14 protein-coding genes and 1 other annotated feature are annotated in these 17,862 nt (G+C 29.0%); of the genes, 4 read left to right on the top strand and 10 right to left on the bottom strand.

Annotated features, from left to right (window positions below):
• Positions 1-100: 100 nt before the first annotated feature.
• Positions 101-763 carry a single-stranded DNA-binding protein gene (locus KQI77_RS11480; RefSeq protein ID WP_216390564.1) on the bottom strand — a complete coding sequence of 221 codons (663 nt, stop codon included), beginning with the start codon at positions 761-763 and terminating at the stop codon, positions 101-103.
• Positions 764-868: 105 nt separating this feature from the next.
• Positions 869-1,630 (bottom strand): polysaccharide deacetylase family protein, encoded by a 762-nt coding sequence (locus tag KQI77_RS11475; protein ID WP_216390563.1) that lies wholly within the window; start codon positions 1,628-1,630, stop codon positions 869-871.
• Between the two features lie 173 nt (positions 1,631-1,803).
• Here KQI77_RS11475 and KQI77_RS11470 point away from each other — a divergent pair, with 173 nt between their 5' ends.
• Positions 1,804-2,343, top strand: coding sequence for a DUF4364 family protein (locus tag KQI77_RS11470; RefSeq protein WP_216390562.1), 540 nt, complete (start codon positions 1,804-1,806; stop codon positions 2,341-2,343).
• Here KQI77_RS11470 and KQI77_RS11465 read toward each other — a convergent pair.
• The gene (locus KQI77_RS11465) at positions 2,336-3,154 is read right to left on the bottom strand and encodes a YncE family protein (protein ID WP_216390561.1); all 819 of its coding nucleotides are present in this window, start codon (positions 3,152-3,154) and stop codon (positions 2,336-2,338) included. The genes KQI77_RS11470 and KQI77_RS11465 overlap by 8 nt on opposite strands.
• Before the next feature lie 177 nt (positions 3,155-3,331).
• Between KQI77_RS11465 and KQI77_RS11460 the strand changes: the two genes are divergently transcribed.
• The gene (locus KQI77_RS11460; protein ID WP_216390560.1) at positions 3,332-3,571 is read left to right on the top strand and encodes a TIGR03905 family TSCPD domain-containing protein; all 240 of its coding nucleotides are present in this window, start codon (positions 3,332-3,334) and stop codon (positions 3,569-3,571) included.
• 179 nt (positions 3,572-3,750) lie between these two features.
• Here KQI77_RS11460 and KQI77_RS11455 read toward each other — a convergent pair whose 3' ends face one another.
• From KQI77_RS11455 to KQI77_RS11440, 4 genes are all read right to left on the bottom strand, one after another.
• Positions 3,751-4,038, bottom strand: a complete 288-nt coding sequence (locus KQI77_RS11455) for a hypothetical protein (RefSeq protein WP_216390559.1) — start codon at positions 4,036-4,038, stop codon at positions 3,751-3,753.
• Between the two features lie 85 nt (positions 4,039-4,123).
• Complete coding sequence (locus KQI77_RS11450) at positions 4,124-5,407, bottom strand: folylpolyglutamate synthase/dihydrofolate synthase family protein (RefSeq protein WP_216390627.1); 1,284 nt, start codon at positions 5,405-5,407, stop codon at positions 4,124-4,126.
• Between the two features lie 77 nt (positions 5,408-5,484).
• The gene (locus KQI77_RS11445) at positions 5,485-8,121 is read right to left on the bottom strand and encodes a valine--tRNA ligase (protein ID WP_216390558.1); all 2,637 of its coding nucleotides are present in this window, start codon (positions 8,119-8,121) and stop codon (positions 5,485-5,487) included.
• Between the two features lie 234 nt (positions 8,122-8,355).
• Positions 8,356-8,566, bottom strand: a binding site (T-box leader).
• 90 nt (positions 8,567-8,656) lie between these two features.
• On the bottom strand, positions 8,657-10,801 hold the full coding sequence (locus tag KQI77_RS11440) for a methyl-accepting chemotaxis protein (RefSeq protein ID WP_216390557.1): 2,145 nt from the start codon (positions 10,799-10,801) through the stop codon (positions 8,657-8,659).
• Positions 10,802-11,091: 290 nt separating this feature from the next.
• Between KQI77_RS11440 and KQI77_RS11435 the strand changes: the two genes are divergently transcribed.
• Positions 11,092-12,003: a CPBP family intramembrane glutamic endopeptidase gene (locus KQI77_RS11435; protein ID WP_216390556.1), complete on the top strand. Its 912-nt coding sequence runs from the start codon at positions 11,092-11,094 to the stop codon at positions 12,001-12,003.
• A 193-nt stretch (positions 12,004-12,196) separates the two neighbouring features.
• Here the strand turns inward: KQI77_RS11435 and KQI77_RS11430 are convergent, their stop codons facing one another.
• The 3 genes from KQI77_RS11430 to KQI77_RS11420 form a co-directional block, all read right to left on the bottom strand.
• Positions 12,197-12,967 (bottom strand): putative ABC transporter permease, encoded by a 771-nt coding sequence (locus tag KQI77_RS11430; protein ID WP_216390555.1) that lies wholly within the window; start codon positions 12,965-12,967, stop codon positions 12,197-12,199.
• A 158-nt stretch (positions 12,968-13,125) separates the two neighbouring features.
• Positions 13,126-14,502, bottom strand: coding sequence for an MATE family efflux transporter (locus tag KQI77_RS11425; protein ID WP_216390554.1), 1,377 nt, complete (start codon positions 14,500-14,502; stop codon positions 13,126-13,128).
• Positions 14,453-16,804 carry a glycoside hydrolase family 31 protein gene (locus KQI77_RS11420; protein ID WP_216390553.1) on the bottom strand — a complete coding sequence of 784 codons (2,352 nt, stop codon included), beginning with the start codon at positions 16,802-16,804 and terminating at the stop codon, positions 14,453-14,455. Before KQI77_RS11420 ends, KQI77_RS11425 begins: the two co-directional genes overlap by 50 nt.
• 129 nt (positions 16,805-16,933) lie before the next feature.
• Between KQI77_RS11420 and KQI77_RS11415 the strand changes: the two genes are divergently transcribed.
• The gene (locus tag KQI77_RS11415) at positions 16,934-17,812 is read left to right on the top strand and encodes an AraC family transcriptional regulator (RefSeq protein ID WP_367397305.1); all 879 of its coding nucleotides are present in this window, start codon (positions 16,934-16,936) and stop codon (positions 17,810-17,812) included.
• The last annotated feature ends 50 nt before the right edge of the window (positions 17,813-17,862 follow it).

The raw sequence follows: 17,862 nt of genomic DNA, 5'->3' as shown, positions 1-17,862 counted from the left end.
ACATATATTTAAGATACTTATTTGCAACTACAAACAAAATATAATTTCCTAAAGAGTAAAAAAATCAGCAAGAATTAAATTCTTGCTGATTTTTTATTACTTAAACGGCTCCTACTTCACCATTATCTTTATTAACAGTTTCATCCTTCGAAACTTTTTCCATCTTGGAAATAGATACTTCATAGGCTACTTTTTTTATAACCTCTGTTTCAGATATCTTTTTTTGATATTCTCTACTTTGTAATCTTCCCCAAATTCTTATATTATCACCAACATTTAATGTTTGACAAAATCTTGAATTTCTTCCCCATGCAATAGTAGGTATATAATCTGACTTATTATATGCTCTATTAACCGCTAATAAAACATCTGCAATTTCTCTTCCAAAAGGTGTTGTTCTATAAACAGGTTCTTTGCATATAAATCCATCTAGGAATATCTCATTAGGATTCTTACTCTTTTCTATACATGGTTCAATATTTCTAGCAAATACTGTTAATATAAGTTTGTTAGATCCATTTATAAATTTATTATAAGATCTAAGTTGTCCTTCTACTATTATTTCTTTGCCTATTGTTAAATCAAAATTAGTTAATAATCTTTCTGATACAGTGATATTAAGTAAGTCCACAGAATCACTCAATCTCATAACTTCTATATTAAAGCTATAGAAACCTTCCCCATACATTTCATGACTGAATTCTAATTCACTAACTACCTTTCCCTCTAAATAAATCTTGTTGTTTAACATTAAATTATCCATTTGTAACCCCTCTCTCCATTTGTAATAATTATTAAATAAAGATACGTCCCCTTAAGTACATGTTTCCATTATAATACAAATTAACCTTTTTTCCAATATTTTTTATTAATTTTTTTTAATCTGCATTCCAGAATTATCTATATAATAATTTTTTTCATAAATAATTTCACTTACAGTTCCAAAGTTATACCCCTCTTTTTTTAGCTCTTTGAGCAGCTTATCCAAATTTTCAGGAGTATATTTTGCATTATTATGGAATAATACTATGGATCCAGACTTTATATTTTCCCTTACTCTTTTATATTCTACTTCAGCACCAATTTCCTTCCAATCAACAGAATCAACATCCCACTGTACTGGAATATAACCTAAATCCTTTACTATTCTAACTGCCTCTTCATTATATGACCCACTTGGGAATCTAAAGATTTTAGGCTTTTCCTTTGTATATTCCTCAATAACCTTATCTGTTTTTTTTAGTTCTTCTTCAATATTTGTCTTGTTAATAGTAGAAAAATCACAATGTGTATAACTATGATTTCCTATTTCATGCCCCCTTTCATAAATAGCTAAAAGTTTCTTGGTATTTTCTTCACTATATTGAACCCACTTACCTATAATGAAGAAAGTTCCCTTTACATTATATTTTTCTAGAGTATCTAATATGCTATAGATATTATCTTTTTCCGCCCAATTTATATCAAATGTTAAAGCAACAGCTTTATCATCTCTTTGAACTGAATATATTGGTATTCCAGATATATCTGCAATTGTAGTAGTGTTAGAAGACCTTAATCTAACAGAAATAACAGCTAAAATTAAACACATGCATATAATTATTACTATCTTTTTTCTTCTCCACTCCACTTCAATACCTCTAAAAGCAATCTCTATAAGAGTATATTATATTACTTGTAAAAATATTACTATTTTTTATAAAAATATTTTTACATTCTTTCAAGTGTGTAAGTTTAATAGTAATAATAATTTTTTTATGCTATAATTGTTGATAGTTAATAGGAGATGGAGGGTTTATTACCATGTTTGAAAATTCAAGTGATTTAGCAGAGAATAAATTACTAATATTATATATTTTAAAAACTTTAAAAGAGCCTATAAGTAATTCACAATTAACCGACTTGGTTCTTGAAAATAGTTTTATTAATTATTTTACTCTTCAAGAATACTTAACAGAATTAGAAGAAGCTGAATTTGTAGCATATAAACAAATAAAAGATAAAGATTTAATAATCTTAACACAAAAAGGTGAAAATGTACTTTCTTTTTTTGGTAACAGAATATCACCTACAAAAAAAGAACTTTTCGATAACTACATAGCTGAAAAGATTGACACTATAAGAAAGGAATTATACATCCAAAGTGACTATTTTCCTACAAAAGATAATAACTTTTTAGTAGATTTAAAGGCCTTTGAAGGTGATTCTATTTTAATGGATTTAAAACTATCCGTTCCTTCAAAAAAGCATGCTATAACCCTATGCAACAAGTGGCAAAATAATTCATCTGATATATACAATGAAATTATTAATTACCTACTAAAAGAAGACGATACTAAATAACTATTATAGCATTAGGTTCTATTCCTGATGCTATTTTTTTTATTACCTCATATTCTAAATTTAATTCATATATATTACCACTATCATAATCAGAATAATATATACTATTATGATATTTACTTATAGCTTTAGGTGCTCCTCTTACATCAATCTTAAGCACTTCTTGTTTCTGCTCAATATTAATAATGCTTATAGTACTATCGCCATAATTAGATACATATATATAATTATCATCCTCTATACAATCTATAGGAATCATACCCACTTGTATTCTACATAATATCTTAAAATTCTTCCTATTAATAAATGTAATATATCCTTTTTCATTAGATTCTATATTACTCTCTAATACATATAAATATCTATTATTCTTTGATACCAAAACCTTAAGTGGATATAATAAGCCTTTTATCGTTTGTATTATACTATTATCCTCACAATCTATAACATCTATAAATCCAGAAATTAAACTTGCAATATATACTCTATTATTTTCTATATCCTTATCTATACTATAAGGATAATTTCCCACCTTTATAGTTATTATCCTTTCACTACTATCAAGATCTACTATATCAAGTGAATTTGAATCAGTGCATACAACATATACTTTATTGTTCAAAACACATATATCTTTAGGTCCTCTACTCACCCCTATGTTTATTATCTTTCTTTCTAAGTACTTTAATACAGATATACTATCTATATCCGTATTAGCTGTAATAATCTTATCATTATATACACGAAAATTATGTGTCCTTCCTAAGATGTTATCATCAAATAGCTTGTACTCTATCTCTTTATTATCCACTAGTTCTACTCTCTTTATAGAATTAGATTGTATGTCACAAAAGAATAGTTCCCCAATATGTCTTTCGCCCCTCATATATTGATATTTACTATTAATATATGAAAAGTTACACATAGTGGCACATAATTTTAAGTTTTGTGTTATAATAGGAAAAAACAAATGAGGTGAGCTATAATTATGATTAATTATCAAACAAAAGGAACTTGCTCTAGAGAGATATCATTCGATATTGAAGATGGCAAAGTTAAAAATGTAAAATTCTTAGGAGGTTGCAATGGAAATCTTCAAGGAATATCTAAATTAGTAGAAGGTATGGATGCAAAAGAAGCAGTAGAAAAACTAAAAGGAATAAATTGTAATGGTCGTGGAACATCATGTCCTGATCAACTTGCAATTGCAATATCACAAAATATCTAAAAGCAAAATATAAGGTCCTTTCCACAATAGTGTTAAAGTTATTTATTGGACAATATAACTTATTATAACTTCAACATTTTCATGGAAAAGACCTTATAATATTTTAATTATATGAGCACTATGATAATTTTTAGTTTAGCTATTTAGTTCACTTAGCATACTTAAACTAATATATCATTCTAATATCTTTCATATATTTCAAAGTTATCATTAAACTCTTCTTCTGTTACAAAATAATCTTCAAGTTCTAGATTACCTAATATTATTTTAACCTTCTTATCTTCTGTAAGTAATGCAATGCCACCCATTCCTGTTTGTTTTTCAATTATATATGTATCAATATTCTGGTCAGTATCTTGAATTAATATACTATAATTATTCAACTTTAACATTCCCCCCATAGCCTTTTCATTCATCTTGACAAGATTTTCTATAGATAACCTACTCTCATTATTCCTTTGTTTCACAATATTATCCCCCATTATTATGTCTTCCTTTACACAATATTTATATATATAATATTAGCATATTATGACAGATTTAAAAACATTATTACATATTTCTTGTTATTATTTTTCTCATATCACCTATCATATATAATGAGCCACTAATAACGATTATATCATCATCATTTGCTTCTAATAATGCTTTTTTATAAGCTTCTTCATAACTATCTAGTGCTTCACAATTACTATTTACTTTTAAAATTTCATCCTTAAGCTGTGTATTTTTTTCAGCTCTATCACTATGAGGAGTTAATGCATATACCTTCTTAGCATTTGGTGCAATCATATCAACCATATCATGTACTTGTTTGTCTGCTAATATTCCTAACAATAGATACATATTATTAAACTTGAAGTATTTAAATATATTTTCCTTAAGTGCTGTAATTCCTTGAATATTATGAGCACCATCTATAACTACTAAAGGCTTTTTATTTAATACTTCTAATCTACCTATCCATTTAACTTTTCTTATAGAATTATTAATCTCTTCATTATCTACTTTAAGTTTCTCTAATTCACATACCTTAAGAAAAGCTCCTAATGCTAACATGAGATTATTAATCTGATGTTCTCCTAAAAGAGGAAGGTCTATATTATATGTATTATTAAATACTTTTACTTGAACCTTTTGATAGAACTCATTATCGTTAACTATATTTATTAATTTACCATCATTAACATCTATAACTGATAGCTCAGCATTTTTTTCCTTAGAAACTTCTTCTAATACCTTCATTGCTTCTTCTTTTTGATTATAAGTTACAACTGGAATATTTTGCTTTATAATTCCAGCCTTCTCGCTTGCTATTTCTCTTAAAGTATTTCCCAAAATATTAGTGTGATCATAACTTATGGATGCTATAACACTTACTAATGGAGTTATTACATTTGTTGAATCTAATCTACCACCTAATCCTACTTCTACAACTGCATATTGAACTTCACACTTACTAAAATAATAAAACATAAGACATGTTATTATTTCAAATTCAGTTGGATGTTCATATCCTTCTTCTATAACCTTATTTACAACAGTAACTATCTTATCCATACAATTTGCTAATTCCTCTTTAGGAATATTAACTCTATTTATTTGAATTCTTTCTTCAAATTCTTCTAGATATGGAGAAGTATACATCCCTACTTTATAATTCTTTCCCATTAAAAGAGATGTTATCATTGATGTAGTAGACCCCTTGCCATTTGTTCCTGCTACATGAATAATCTTATAATCATTTTGAGGATTTCCTAACAATTCTAATATTCTCTTAGTTCTATTTAAGCCATAATTTGATCCGAATTTTCCTAGCTCTCTTATATAGCTCATAGCTTCTTCATATTTCAAATTTTTTTCACTCCTATAAACATTGTCCCCGAAGTTAAAATCTTCAGGGACAATAATTATTAATTTAATGCTGCTATTCTTTCTTCTACTGAATTAAGCATCTCAACATATTTTTCTCTCTTAGCCTTTTCTCCATCAACAACTTGTTGCGGTGCCTTAGATACAAATCCTTGATTAGATAACTTCTTATCTATTCTAGCAATTTCTGAATTAAGCTTTTCTTTTTCTTTATTTAATCTTTCTAATTCTTTGTCCTTATCAACTAAATCAAGTAATGGCATAAATAATTCTCCACCCTTAACTACTAGTGATACTGCATTTTCAGGAACTTCTTTTTTATCAGATATAAATGCAACTTCTGAAGCTGAAGCTAATTTCTCGATATATGTTACTCCATTTTCAAAAGCTTCTTTTGCTTCTGATCCAATAAGACATATAACTTTTGCTTTTCTTGATGGTGGAACATTCATCTCAGCTCTTACATTTCTAAGTCCTTTTATAGCTTCTATTACATAAGCCATATCATTTTCTGCTTTTTCATCATGTAGTTCTTCTGAATATTCTGGATACTTAGCATTAACTATAGTTTCTTCTCCTGTTAAAGTTACATATATCTCTTCTGTTATATATGGCATTACAGGATGTAATAATTTTAATCCAGTACACAATACATTGTACAATACATTAAATGTTACTCCTTTAGCCTTTTCATCATCACCATATAAAACAGGCTTAACTAATTCTATATACCAATCACAGAATTCTGTCCACATAAAATCATATGTCTTTTGAACTGCTATACCAAGTTCATATTTTTCCATGTTTTCAGTTACTTCTTTTACTAAATTATTAACCTTAGATAAGATGTATTTATCTGCTAATGAATATTCTGTACAATCAGCATATTTCTTCATTAAATCTTCATCTAAGTTCATCATAACAAATCTTGAAGCATTCCATATCTTATTAGCAAAGTTTCTAGCTGATTCTACTCTTTCAGGATAATATCTAATATCATTTCCTGGTGCATTACCTGTAATAAGCATAAATCTTAATGCATCTGCACCATATTCATCTATTACATCTAATGGATCAACACCATTACCTAATGATTTACTCATCTTTCTACCTTGAGAATCTCTTATAATACCATGTATTAATACTGTATCAAAAGGAGTTTCTCCCATACTATGAATTCCTGAGAATATCATTCTTGCAACCCAGAAGAATATAATATCATATCCAGTTACTAAAACATTAGTAGGATAGAAATACTCTAAATCTTCTGTTTTATTAGGCCAACCTAATGTTGAGAATGGCCATAATGCAGATGAGAACCATGTATCTAATACATCTTTATCTTGTTCTAGATGCTTACAACCACACTTAGGACATTCTGTTGGAGTTTCTTCTCTAACTATTACTTCTCCACAATCTTGACAATACCACACTGGTATTCTGTGTCCCCACCATAATTGTCTAGAAATACACCAATCTTGAATGTTTTCCATCCAGTTATAATAAGTTTTATCAAATCTTTCAGGAACAAATTTTGTTTTCTTACTTCTTACTGCTTCAATAGCTGGTTTTGCAAGAGATTCCATCTTAACATACCATTGTTTTGATACAATAGGTTCAACAGTTGTACCACATCTATCATGTGTTCCAACATTATGAGTATGATCTTTTATCTTAACAAGAAGTCCTGCTTCTTCTAAGTCCTTTACTATAGCTTTTCTTGCTTCATATCTGTCTAATCCTTGATACTTACCACCTTTTTCATTGATAATACCCTTATCATCCATTATTCTTATAACTTCTAGGTTATGTCTCTTACCTACTTCAAAGTCATTAGGATCATGAGCTGGTGTTATCTTAACAGCACCTGTACCAAATTCCATATCAACATAATCGTCTCCAACTATAGGAATTTCCTTATTTACTAATGGTAGTGTTAATGTTTTACCTATTAAATGTTTAAATCTATCATCATTTGGATTAACAGCAACAGCAGTATCTCCAAGTAATGTTTCTGGTCTTGTTGTTGCTATCTCTAAATATCCTGAACCATCAGTTAATGGATAGTTAATGTGCCAGAAATGACCAGCTTGCTCTTCATATTCTATTTCCGCATCTGATAAAGCTGTTTGACATTTTGTACACCAATTAGTTATTCTATTACCTTGGTATATTAAACCTTCATTATATAATTGTACAAAAACGTGTCTTACAGCTCTATCTAAGTTTTCATCCATAGTAAATGCTTCTCTAGTAAAGTCTGCAGATACTCCTAGTTTTTTAAGTTGAGTTCTTATTCTACCTCTATACTCATCTGACCATTCATATACTTTTTCTAGGAAAGCTTCTCTTCCCATTTTCTTTTTATCTAAGCCTTGTTTTGCTAGTTCATTAGCAACTTTAACTTCTGTTGCAATAGAAGCATGATCTTCTCCTGGAACCCATAGAGTACAATATCCTTGCATTCTCTTAAATCTAATAAGCATATCTTGCATTGTATTATCTAATGCATGGCCTAAATGTAACTTACCTGTTATGTTTGGTGGTGGCATAACTATAGAATATGGTTTCTTACTCTTATCCACCTTTGGTGTAAAATACTTGTTATCCTCCCACTTCTTATACAGTCTATCTTCAAATTCTTTTGGATTATAAGTTGTTGATAATTCCTTCTTCATTTCATACCTCCTAAATAATATACGATTCTAGATTTTGTTTAACCATTATTACAGGTTCTAAAAGCAAAATAATTTCCTATTTAAATACAAGTTAATTAATTTGCTTTTTGGTTCTTTTGAGATCTACAATTAATTTTTTAATGTTTTTACCAATTTATATATTAAGAAATCAGTACTCACTCTCAAAAAATTTTATTCTTTACTAAACGTTAAAAAAAGCCTTCATCCTCTATAATAAAGGACGAAAGCTCGCGGTACCACCTTAATTCCTACAAACATAGGCTCTTATTATAATAACGATTTAGATACAAACCGTCTCTAGCTACTATTATTTCACTAAAGATGCTCAAAAGCTACCTTCAAAACCTTCCATATAAGAACTTCCAGCATATGTTCTCTCTCTATAATACTTTCAGTTTCTACTCCTCTTTCTCACTGCAATTAATCAATCTTAAATTCATTATTATCTTATCTTATTATTTTAATATTGTCAATTGTTAGTTTTTTTTTACTAACAATCGACAATATATACTGCCTAGTTTAATTCTTTAACGTATAACTTAAATACTGCAATTAATTCTTGTAATCTAGTAGCTTGTGCTGCAAGTTCTTCACTGCTTGCAGAACTTTCTTGTGCCATAGCAGTATTTTCTTCAACTACTGCTGCAATCTGATCTGCTGCCATTAAAATCTGACTTACTGCTGTTGCTTGATTTTCAGAAGCAGTTGAAATTTCTCCTATATTAGAAACTAAATCTTTTGTTTTTTCTGCTGCTTCTAAAAGTTGTTTTGCAGCTACATCTACTAAATTCTTTCCTCGCTCAACAGCTTGAATAGTATTTTCAATTAAATCATTTGAAGTTTTTACTGCTTCTGCACTTTGAGTTGCTAGTTCACCTACTTGTGATGCAACTACAGCAAATCCTTTTCCAGCATCCCCTGCTCTTGCTGCTTCAATAGAGGCATTTAATGCAAGTAAATTTGTTTGTGCAGCTATATCACTTATAGTATTAATAATACTATTTATTTGCATAGAACTTTCATTAATAACTTCCATAGCATCAACAACTTGTTGCATATCTTCATTTCTTGATCTAATTTCTTCTCCCACAACTTGTGCCATATCATTAGCAACCTTTGCGTTTTCTGCATTCTTGCCTACTTCTTCAGAAACACTTGTAATTGTAGCTTGTAATTCTTCTATTGCACTTGCTTGGTCAGTTGCTCCTTCTGTAATAGATTGTGCCCCTTGTGATATATTATCTGCATTAGCTGAAACTTCTTCTGAAACAACATTAATCTCTCCTAATGTACCCGATACATCAGAAACAACTTTATATAGAGATTCTTTTATACTTGCAAAATCTCCCGGATATTTTACACTTGGCTTTATATTAAAATCATTTTCGGCCATCTTATTTAATACTGTTTTTATATCTTGAATAATACTTCTTAATTGAGCTGCTGCTTCTGAGAACGCCTCTGATAACTGTCCTATTTCGTCATCACTTTCTGCTTTTATATCAATATCAAAATCTCCTTTTTTCAATTGTTCAGAAGCTGCTACAACTTTATCAATTGGTTTAATGTATTTACGTAATAAATATGCTGCAATTAATACAATAACTACAACTGAAATAACAGATATTATAATCATAATTATAGTTAATATTGTTGCATTTTGATACAAATCAGATTTATTTAAAGCACTTGCTGCCCACCATGTCTGTCCTTCTGCATCTATTGGAGTATAATAACGTGATACCATCTCTCCTGAATCTTTCTTTGTAGTTACAGAGAAACTTTTTCCTTTATCAACACCTGCTTGTATCTTTTTATATTGATTTGAATCAATTAATTCAGATAATTTTTGTCCTACATATTCATTAGATTCACTATCATATACCATAGTACTATCTTGCATAAGTATATCTACATACATACTTGAATATTCTGAATTTTTTGATTCTAGTTCACTAAAATTCTCTATATTAATATCTACTACAACTACACCTTGTACCTTATCATTATATAAAATAGGATAAGCTGCTGTAATCATCTTTACCCCTTGATCTTCATATGGAGCTGTAAAAACTGTACTCTTTGATTCTGATGCTTGTGTATAATAATCTTTTGAACCATAATCTGAGTATGCTCCATAACTCTGACAAGTCTTATTTTTTGCATCTGATTCATTTACATAAATAGTATAATCCTTTATAGCAGGATCAAATGCTCCCGGTTCAAAGAAAACACCTACACCAGATATAGAATTATTACTACCAACTGTTGCCCATGATGTATTTAAGATATAATCTTCAATTTCTTTATTCATTCGTTGTAAATTTACATCATAAAGATCACTTTTTTCCTCTTCTCCACTATATCCATTTTTCGCAAATTCATCATATTGATTTTCTATGTATCCTTGTAGATCTGCTGCTGTACTAGATGCATTATCTAAAATTGCTTGAACCATCACTCCATTCTTAGATGCTATTCCTGCAAATTCATTACTGATACTTGTAGTTAAATAACTTCTACTAAGGGTTGCACTTATTATAACCATAATAGTTAAGCAAACGATAACTACCATACCAATAGCTACTGAAGTTTTCTTTGACAAACTACCTTTTACATTTTTCATTTCTTTTTCAATTTTCTTCTCTCCCTTTTTCATTATGTAATACCCTCCTATAATTTTTTATATGTAAATCTATACTTTTTATGCAAATTGAATTTTATACGTTTTCTTAATTTAAAATTATTATTAATTAACATTAAACCAATCTCTAGATAGTTACACAATTACATATATTTAGTTATTTATCGACAAAAATGAACAAAACTTAACCATTGCCTATATTATAATTGATTATCTAATATTATAATTTCCACACCACTTGTATAGACTATTTTTTCAGTTAAATGATATAATTAATATTATTATATAAAAGGGGTTGACAATTTATGGAGTTCTTTGATAACAATAATTTAATGCTTGAAAGTTCATCAAATGGTAAATACCAAAAAAATGCAGTTACAATGTGCCTAGTTTTTATGCTTGTATTTATTATAGGTACTATCCTTTCAAGTATTCCAACTACTATATATATGTTGCATGATTTTTCGCGATTAGGTATACTTACTGATCCTAAAGCAATTATGGATTATTCTAATAATCTTCCTGCAAATACAATGATAATAACTTTATTTGCTACTATATTTACTGCTATTTCTGGTATTATATACTGTACTTGTATAGAAAAACGTTCATTAGCTAGTATTGGAATAGTAAAGAAAAAGAGTATTTCTCTATATTTAAAAGGTTTACTACTTGGATTTGTAATTTTCTCATTAGCTGTATTAATTGTATTTCTATGTGGTTCTGTTAAATTCAAATTAAATACTTCTGCAAACTTATTTACTATATTTTTATTTTTCTTAGGTTACTTAATACAAGGCTTCAACGAAGAAGTGCTATTTAGAGGCTACCTTTTAGTATCCCTTAGTAATAAGACATCTATAAGAAATGCTATTATTATTAATTCAATAATTTTCTCATTATTCCACGCATTAAATCCTGGGGTCACAATATTAGCTATAATTAATATTGCTCTATACGGAGTATTTGCAAGCATATATATTTTAAAATATCAGAATATATGGCCAGTTGCTGCATTTCATAGTATGTGGAATTTCCTTCAAGGAAATTTCTATGGTTTCTCAGTAAGCGGTATGGCTGGAGATACTAGTATCCTTAATATTACCTCATCTAAGTATGCAATTCTTAATGGAGGTTCTTTTGGAATGGAGGGAGGACTTGCTGTCACCTTAGTTCTTATACTAGGTATATTGTTTCTTATGAAATCAAAGAAATAGTTTATTAAAATATAATAAGTGTTAGTTTCAGTAACCGATTGTTCCATATTAATCTTACTAACCTTTAATTCTTCATGGTTATATTATTCTATATCTACCTATAATTCTAACCCTAACAATAATGGTTACTTCCACTAATCTTATTATATTTTAATTATTTAAGCATTATGTTGATCTATACTAAATTTAGAATTTACTTCTTTCTCTTTAATTTTTTTATTCCTGCCTCATATTCATTTTTTATTTTCGCTTGTTCTTGTTCAAGATATTGTTTTAAATTTTCAGCAAAGGTTGTTGTTTCTGATCTCATAGTAAGCATAAACTTCCTCTTCTCGGACCTTTCCTCATTTCTCTTTCTAATACTTTCTCTTAATGCTTCATATTTTACTACTACTTGATAATCATCTGCGAACTTCTTAATCTTAGATAATAGCTTCAATGAATAACATAAATCTATTGCAAATACTCCATAGAAAAATCCAACTACAAAACTAAATGATAAATGTACCGATAGCCATGTAAGTGCATTTATTATATGTGGATGTATTAAAAAATAATATACAGCACTTAATATAACCCAGAAAAAAGAAAATTTAGGGCAAATTATTCCCTGTATATTTCCCCATTCATTTGTATAATCCCATAACTTAACCTTCATTCCCTTAATAAAAACAAGCCCAGCTATGTATTCAACTATTGTAACTGCAATTGCCATTAATATAAACAAAGTAACTTCTCTTCCTACTTTATTATGTATGAAAGATACATTTATATGTGCTAATATATACAACACACACAAACTAAAACCATATAAAGGTAAATATGGTCCAACTAAAAAACCTGGATTAATCCACTTTCTCTCTGGATTCGCATCTGAAAAAAACCTTCTAAATATAACTTCTAGACACCAACCTATTAAACTACCTATAAAAAATAAGAAGGCTATTATTAAAAAATCACCCATTTCTATATTCCCCTTTTTATTTATTAATATTAACACTACAATACACTAAACTTCTCTAAAATGCAAAAAATATTTGCACTTTATACTTATATATTAACTTCATACAGATAATCAATTAAGTATATCCTGCAAATATTCTTGCTCTTATTATTTAACTTCTACACGAGTGCTCTTCCATGCCACTTTTTGCTACGCCATCTAAAACACATAATTATTCCTCTAGTCCATTCATCCATTGCAAGTGCTAACCACATTCCTGGAAATCCAAGCTTACAAGGTATAGCTAATACATAAGATACTCCTACACCTATAACCCACATAGATACAATTCCAATATATACAGGAAATCTCACATCTCCTGCTGCCCTTAAACAATTTATAACAACTACATTAAAAGTTCTACCAGTTTCCAAAATAATATTAATAAATAATATAGTTGAACCTAATTCTATTATGTCTGCATTATCTGTAAATATTCCAAATATTTGTTTACCTAATAATGCAACAATTATAGCAAGCGTAGTTGACGCTATAAATGCTTTCTTTAACGACGAAAAGCAAAGCTTGTACGCTTCATCTTCTCTACCTTCTCCAACTAACTGTCCTATAATTATAGCTGTACCTTGTCCTAATGATGTAGAGAATATATATATATACATAGCTATATTATTAATATAATTATTAGTAGTAAGTGCAACTATACTGATGTGTGTCAATATAACTGTGCACATTAACTTAGCCGAATTATATGCAATTGATTCACCTGCCGAAGGTAACCCAACTGTTAATATCTTCTTTAATTCTGCTTTGTACAAAGTTATTATATATTTAAATTTAAAGTTTTTTAGTAACACTTTAAATAAATATACTACTAATATAATTGTACCAATAACTTTACTTACGGATGTTGATATTGCTGCTCCTGTTATTCCCAACTCTGGTGCTCCAAGCTTTCCATATATAAGAGTATAATTGCCTATAATATTAAACATATTCATAACAAGTGTTGCTATCATTGTCATTTTAGTATTACCATAACTTCTTATAACAGCTGAAAATGTTAAGTTCATTGCTTGAATTACAGAAAAGCTTCCAACTATAACCATATAAGATTTTCCTAACGCCATAAGGTCACTATCTAAGTTAAGTACCCTAAGTATTGGTGTTGCAAATACAACCATGGCAATACTAAATATAATTCCTAATACAAAATTTAAACTTATTGAACTTCCTATTATTTTGAACAATTCATGTTCTTTAAGTTTTGCACCTATATATTGAGCACATATTATTGTTGTTCCAGTTGTGATTATCTGAAACACTAACAAAACCATGTTCATTACTTGATTTACCACACCTACAGCTGCTACCGCATTATCTGAATATCTACCTAACATAAATGTATCTACACTTCCAAGTAACATAGTAAGTGCTAATTCAATAAACAAAGGCCAACATATCTTAAATAGTTTCTTGCCAAACTTCCTAGCCTCTTCTTGTTGTATAATCTCTGACTTTAATACTTGTTTCTCCATTAACTATCACATCTCTTTCAAATAAGCTGTGAACAAATATTTCTACATTCTTGTATTTGTCCTTATAATTTTTCTTAAGTTTCTCAAAATCAATTGTTATATTATTTTTAGTATTTTTTACGGTAATTTTGTATTCATCATATATTCCATCTCTATAATCATAAGATTCACCATCATCTACAAAATGATGATATACAGTTTCATATTCTTTTTCATCAGATAAATAAATATTTAACCTTAATGTATCTATATCCTTTTGACCTACATAATCTATATCTTCTGAACATACAGGAATAATCGCTCCCTCTCTAATATAAATAGGACATACATCTAATGGTGCTGTTTTAATTATATATTGTCCTCCTTCTATCTCTTCACCAGTCCAATAATCAAACCATGTATCACCTTTTGGTAAGTATACCATTCTCTTGTGTACACCTTGTGCAACTACTGGAGCAACTAATATGTCTTTTCCTACCATGAATTGATCATTTATTTCATAAGTATCACGATCATCCTGATAATTAAATACTAATGGTCTTATAAATGGTGCTCCTGTTTTCTCTGCTTCCCTCATTACATCATAGAAGTATGGTAAAAACTTATAACGTAACTTAATATATTTTCTATTTATCTCCTCAGTTTCCGCATCAAATGCCCATGGTTCTTGATCTCTTGTACCCATAGCTGCATGATTTCTAAATAATGGAGTAAATGCTCCCACTTGAACCCATCTACTTAATAATTCTTTAGAACAATCATGGCCAAATCCTCCAACATCAGTTCCGCAAAATGCGAATCCACTCAAGCCTAAATTCATAAGCATAGGAATAGACATTCTTAAATGTTCCCATGTACTCTGATTATCTCCAGTCCACACTGTAGCATACTTCTGAGTGCCAGCATAGCATGCTCTAGTCACAACAAAAGGTCTCTTATTAGTAGTTGCCTTGATTCCTTCAAATGTGGCCTTATCCATCATGTGTCCATATACATTATGAATTTCCTTATGAGTAACTGCTCTTCCATCATTATCAAACATAACATCATCAGGAAGTGGACCTCTAAAACTAGCTGGTTCATTCATATCATTCCATATTCCTGATACACCATCATTTAACAGAATCTTCTGATTATTGCTCCACCACTTTCTAACTTCTGAATTCATAAAGTCTGGATAAACCGCATCTCCTGGCCATACTTCATTAACATAAGTTAATCCATTCTTATCTGTTGCAAAATATCCCTTTTCCATTCCTTCATCAAATATCTTGTATCCTTTATCAACCTTAACACCTGGATCTATAATAGTAACTACTTTAAATCCCATATTTTTTAATTCTTCTAACATTTCTTTATGATTGTTAAACTTCTCATCATCCCATGTAAATACTCTATATCCATCCATATAATCTATATCTAGATACACAGTATCGCAAGGAATCTTCTTATCTCTAAAGCTCTTACATACTTCCATTAATCTCTCTCTAGGAGTATATGACCATCTACATTGTTGATAGCCTAATGTCCATAATTGAGGAAGAGGTGTTGTTCCTGTAAGTGAAGTATACCCTGTTATAACCTTGCTTATTTCTGGTCCGTTAATAAAATAATAATCTAAGTTTCCATCTACTGCAGCAAAATAATAATATTCTTCATTGTCTCTTCCCATATCAAAATGAGTCTCAAAATGATTATCAAAAAATATTCCAAATGCATTGCTATCTGCCATACCAATCATAAAAGGAATAGACTTATATAGTTGTAAAAATGTTTCTCCATGAGGTGATGGATCATCTGTATTCCAATTCACATAATGATATCCTCTCTTATTAAGATGACCTGTTCTCTCTCCTAACCCATAGAAATACATATTCTCCTTCATCTCTTTAGATACATATACCTTATATCCATCATCTACAGCTATCTTATGGCCTTCTGCTTCTGCTAACCCATAATCTCCTCTTCTTCTCTCAAATGGTGCCTTCTCACCCCTATAGTCCTTACATAAAGCTCTGCCACAAGAATCATATATATCTACAATAAAGTCATCATATACCTTAACAGTTAATTCATCAGTTGTAATAACTATTGAATCTCCTTCCTTATTCACTGTAAATTCATTAAAATCACAAACCATATTCTCTACTGCCTTAGAATTCCTCTCTTCCCTATGAAAAGGAACAAAAAAATTAACTATAGACTTAGAGATAACCTTTACATAAGCTGTAAAATTTTCATACTCTATTCTAATATCATTACCTTCTACATTGTATCCTTTTATTTTACCCATTTTATCCATAAAATATACCTCCTAGTATTGTTTATTACTATAATGTTATTATATAATAGATATAGGTAGTATTCTAGCAATATACTAAGGCACAGTAAAACAATACTGTCATTTTTATCTTATAAAGGAGGTGCTTTTGTGAACAAAAGTTTAAAAGAAAATGCAATACACGGAGACTTTAATCTTCCTTTTACAACCTATCACGGTGATTTATCAAGCAATTTTAGTTTAATTCCTATGCATTGGCATGAAGAATTTGAAATTAATTATATTGAAAAAGGTACTTGTGTTTTCAATGTTGAATTAAATGAATTTGTCCCTACAGAAGGAGAAATTATATTTATAAAACCCCTTGCTCTTCATTCACTAAAGAAAGATGAAAATACATATTGCACATGGCATTCTATGGTGTTTAATTTATCTATGCTACAAAGTGCATTGACAGATGGTGCAACAATAAAATATATTGCTCCATTTTTAAATAATGATATGAAATCGTATATTCGTATAGATTCTTCAATGAAAGAATATACTGAATTAGTTGCAGTTATAAAAAATATTATAACTTGCTATGATGATAAAGATAACTTTTATGAACTAGAAATAAAAGCACTTTTGTTTCATCTTTTTTACTTATTATACAAAAATAACTTGATACAAGATTCTAGTAAAATAAGTAAGCTTTCTCCAACTGTTAGTTCAAAAATCAAAATAATTCTTAATTATATTAATAATAATTATGAGAATCAAATTACTATAAAGGAAATAGCTGATTTAATTAACTTTAGTGAATATCATTTTATGAAATTTTTCAAAAAGCATATAGGTATGACATGTATAGAATATATAAATATAGTTAGATTAGAACAAGCTTCTCATCTACTTACAACTACAGATATGTCTATTATGGAAATATCATTAGATACAGGTTTTAATAGTGTTTCTTATTTTAATAAGCTATTTAAAAAACATTTTAATGTTACGCCAAAAGAATACAGAAACAAAGCACTTTTATAGTAATTAAAATATAATAGCATTAGTTCAGTAACCAATTAACACAGAGGTGA

Origin of the sequence: Clostridium sp. MSJ-8, assembly GCF_018918325.1 — a bacterium.
GTDB lineage: Bacteria > Bacillota > Clostridia > Clostridiales > Clostridiaceae > Clostridium.
This window is presented reverse-complemented; position numbering and strand designations above follow the sequence as displayed.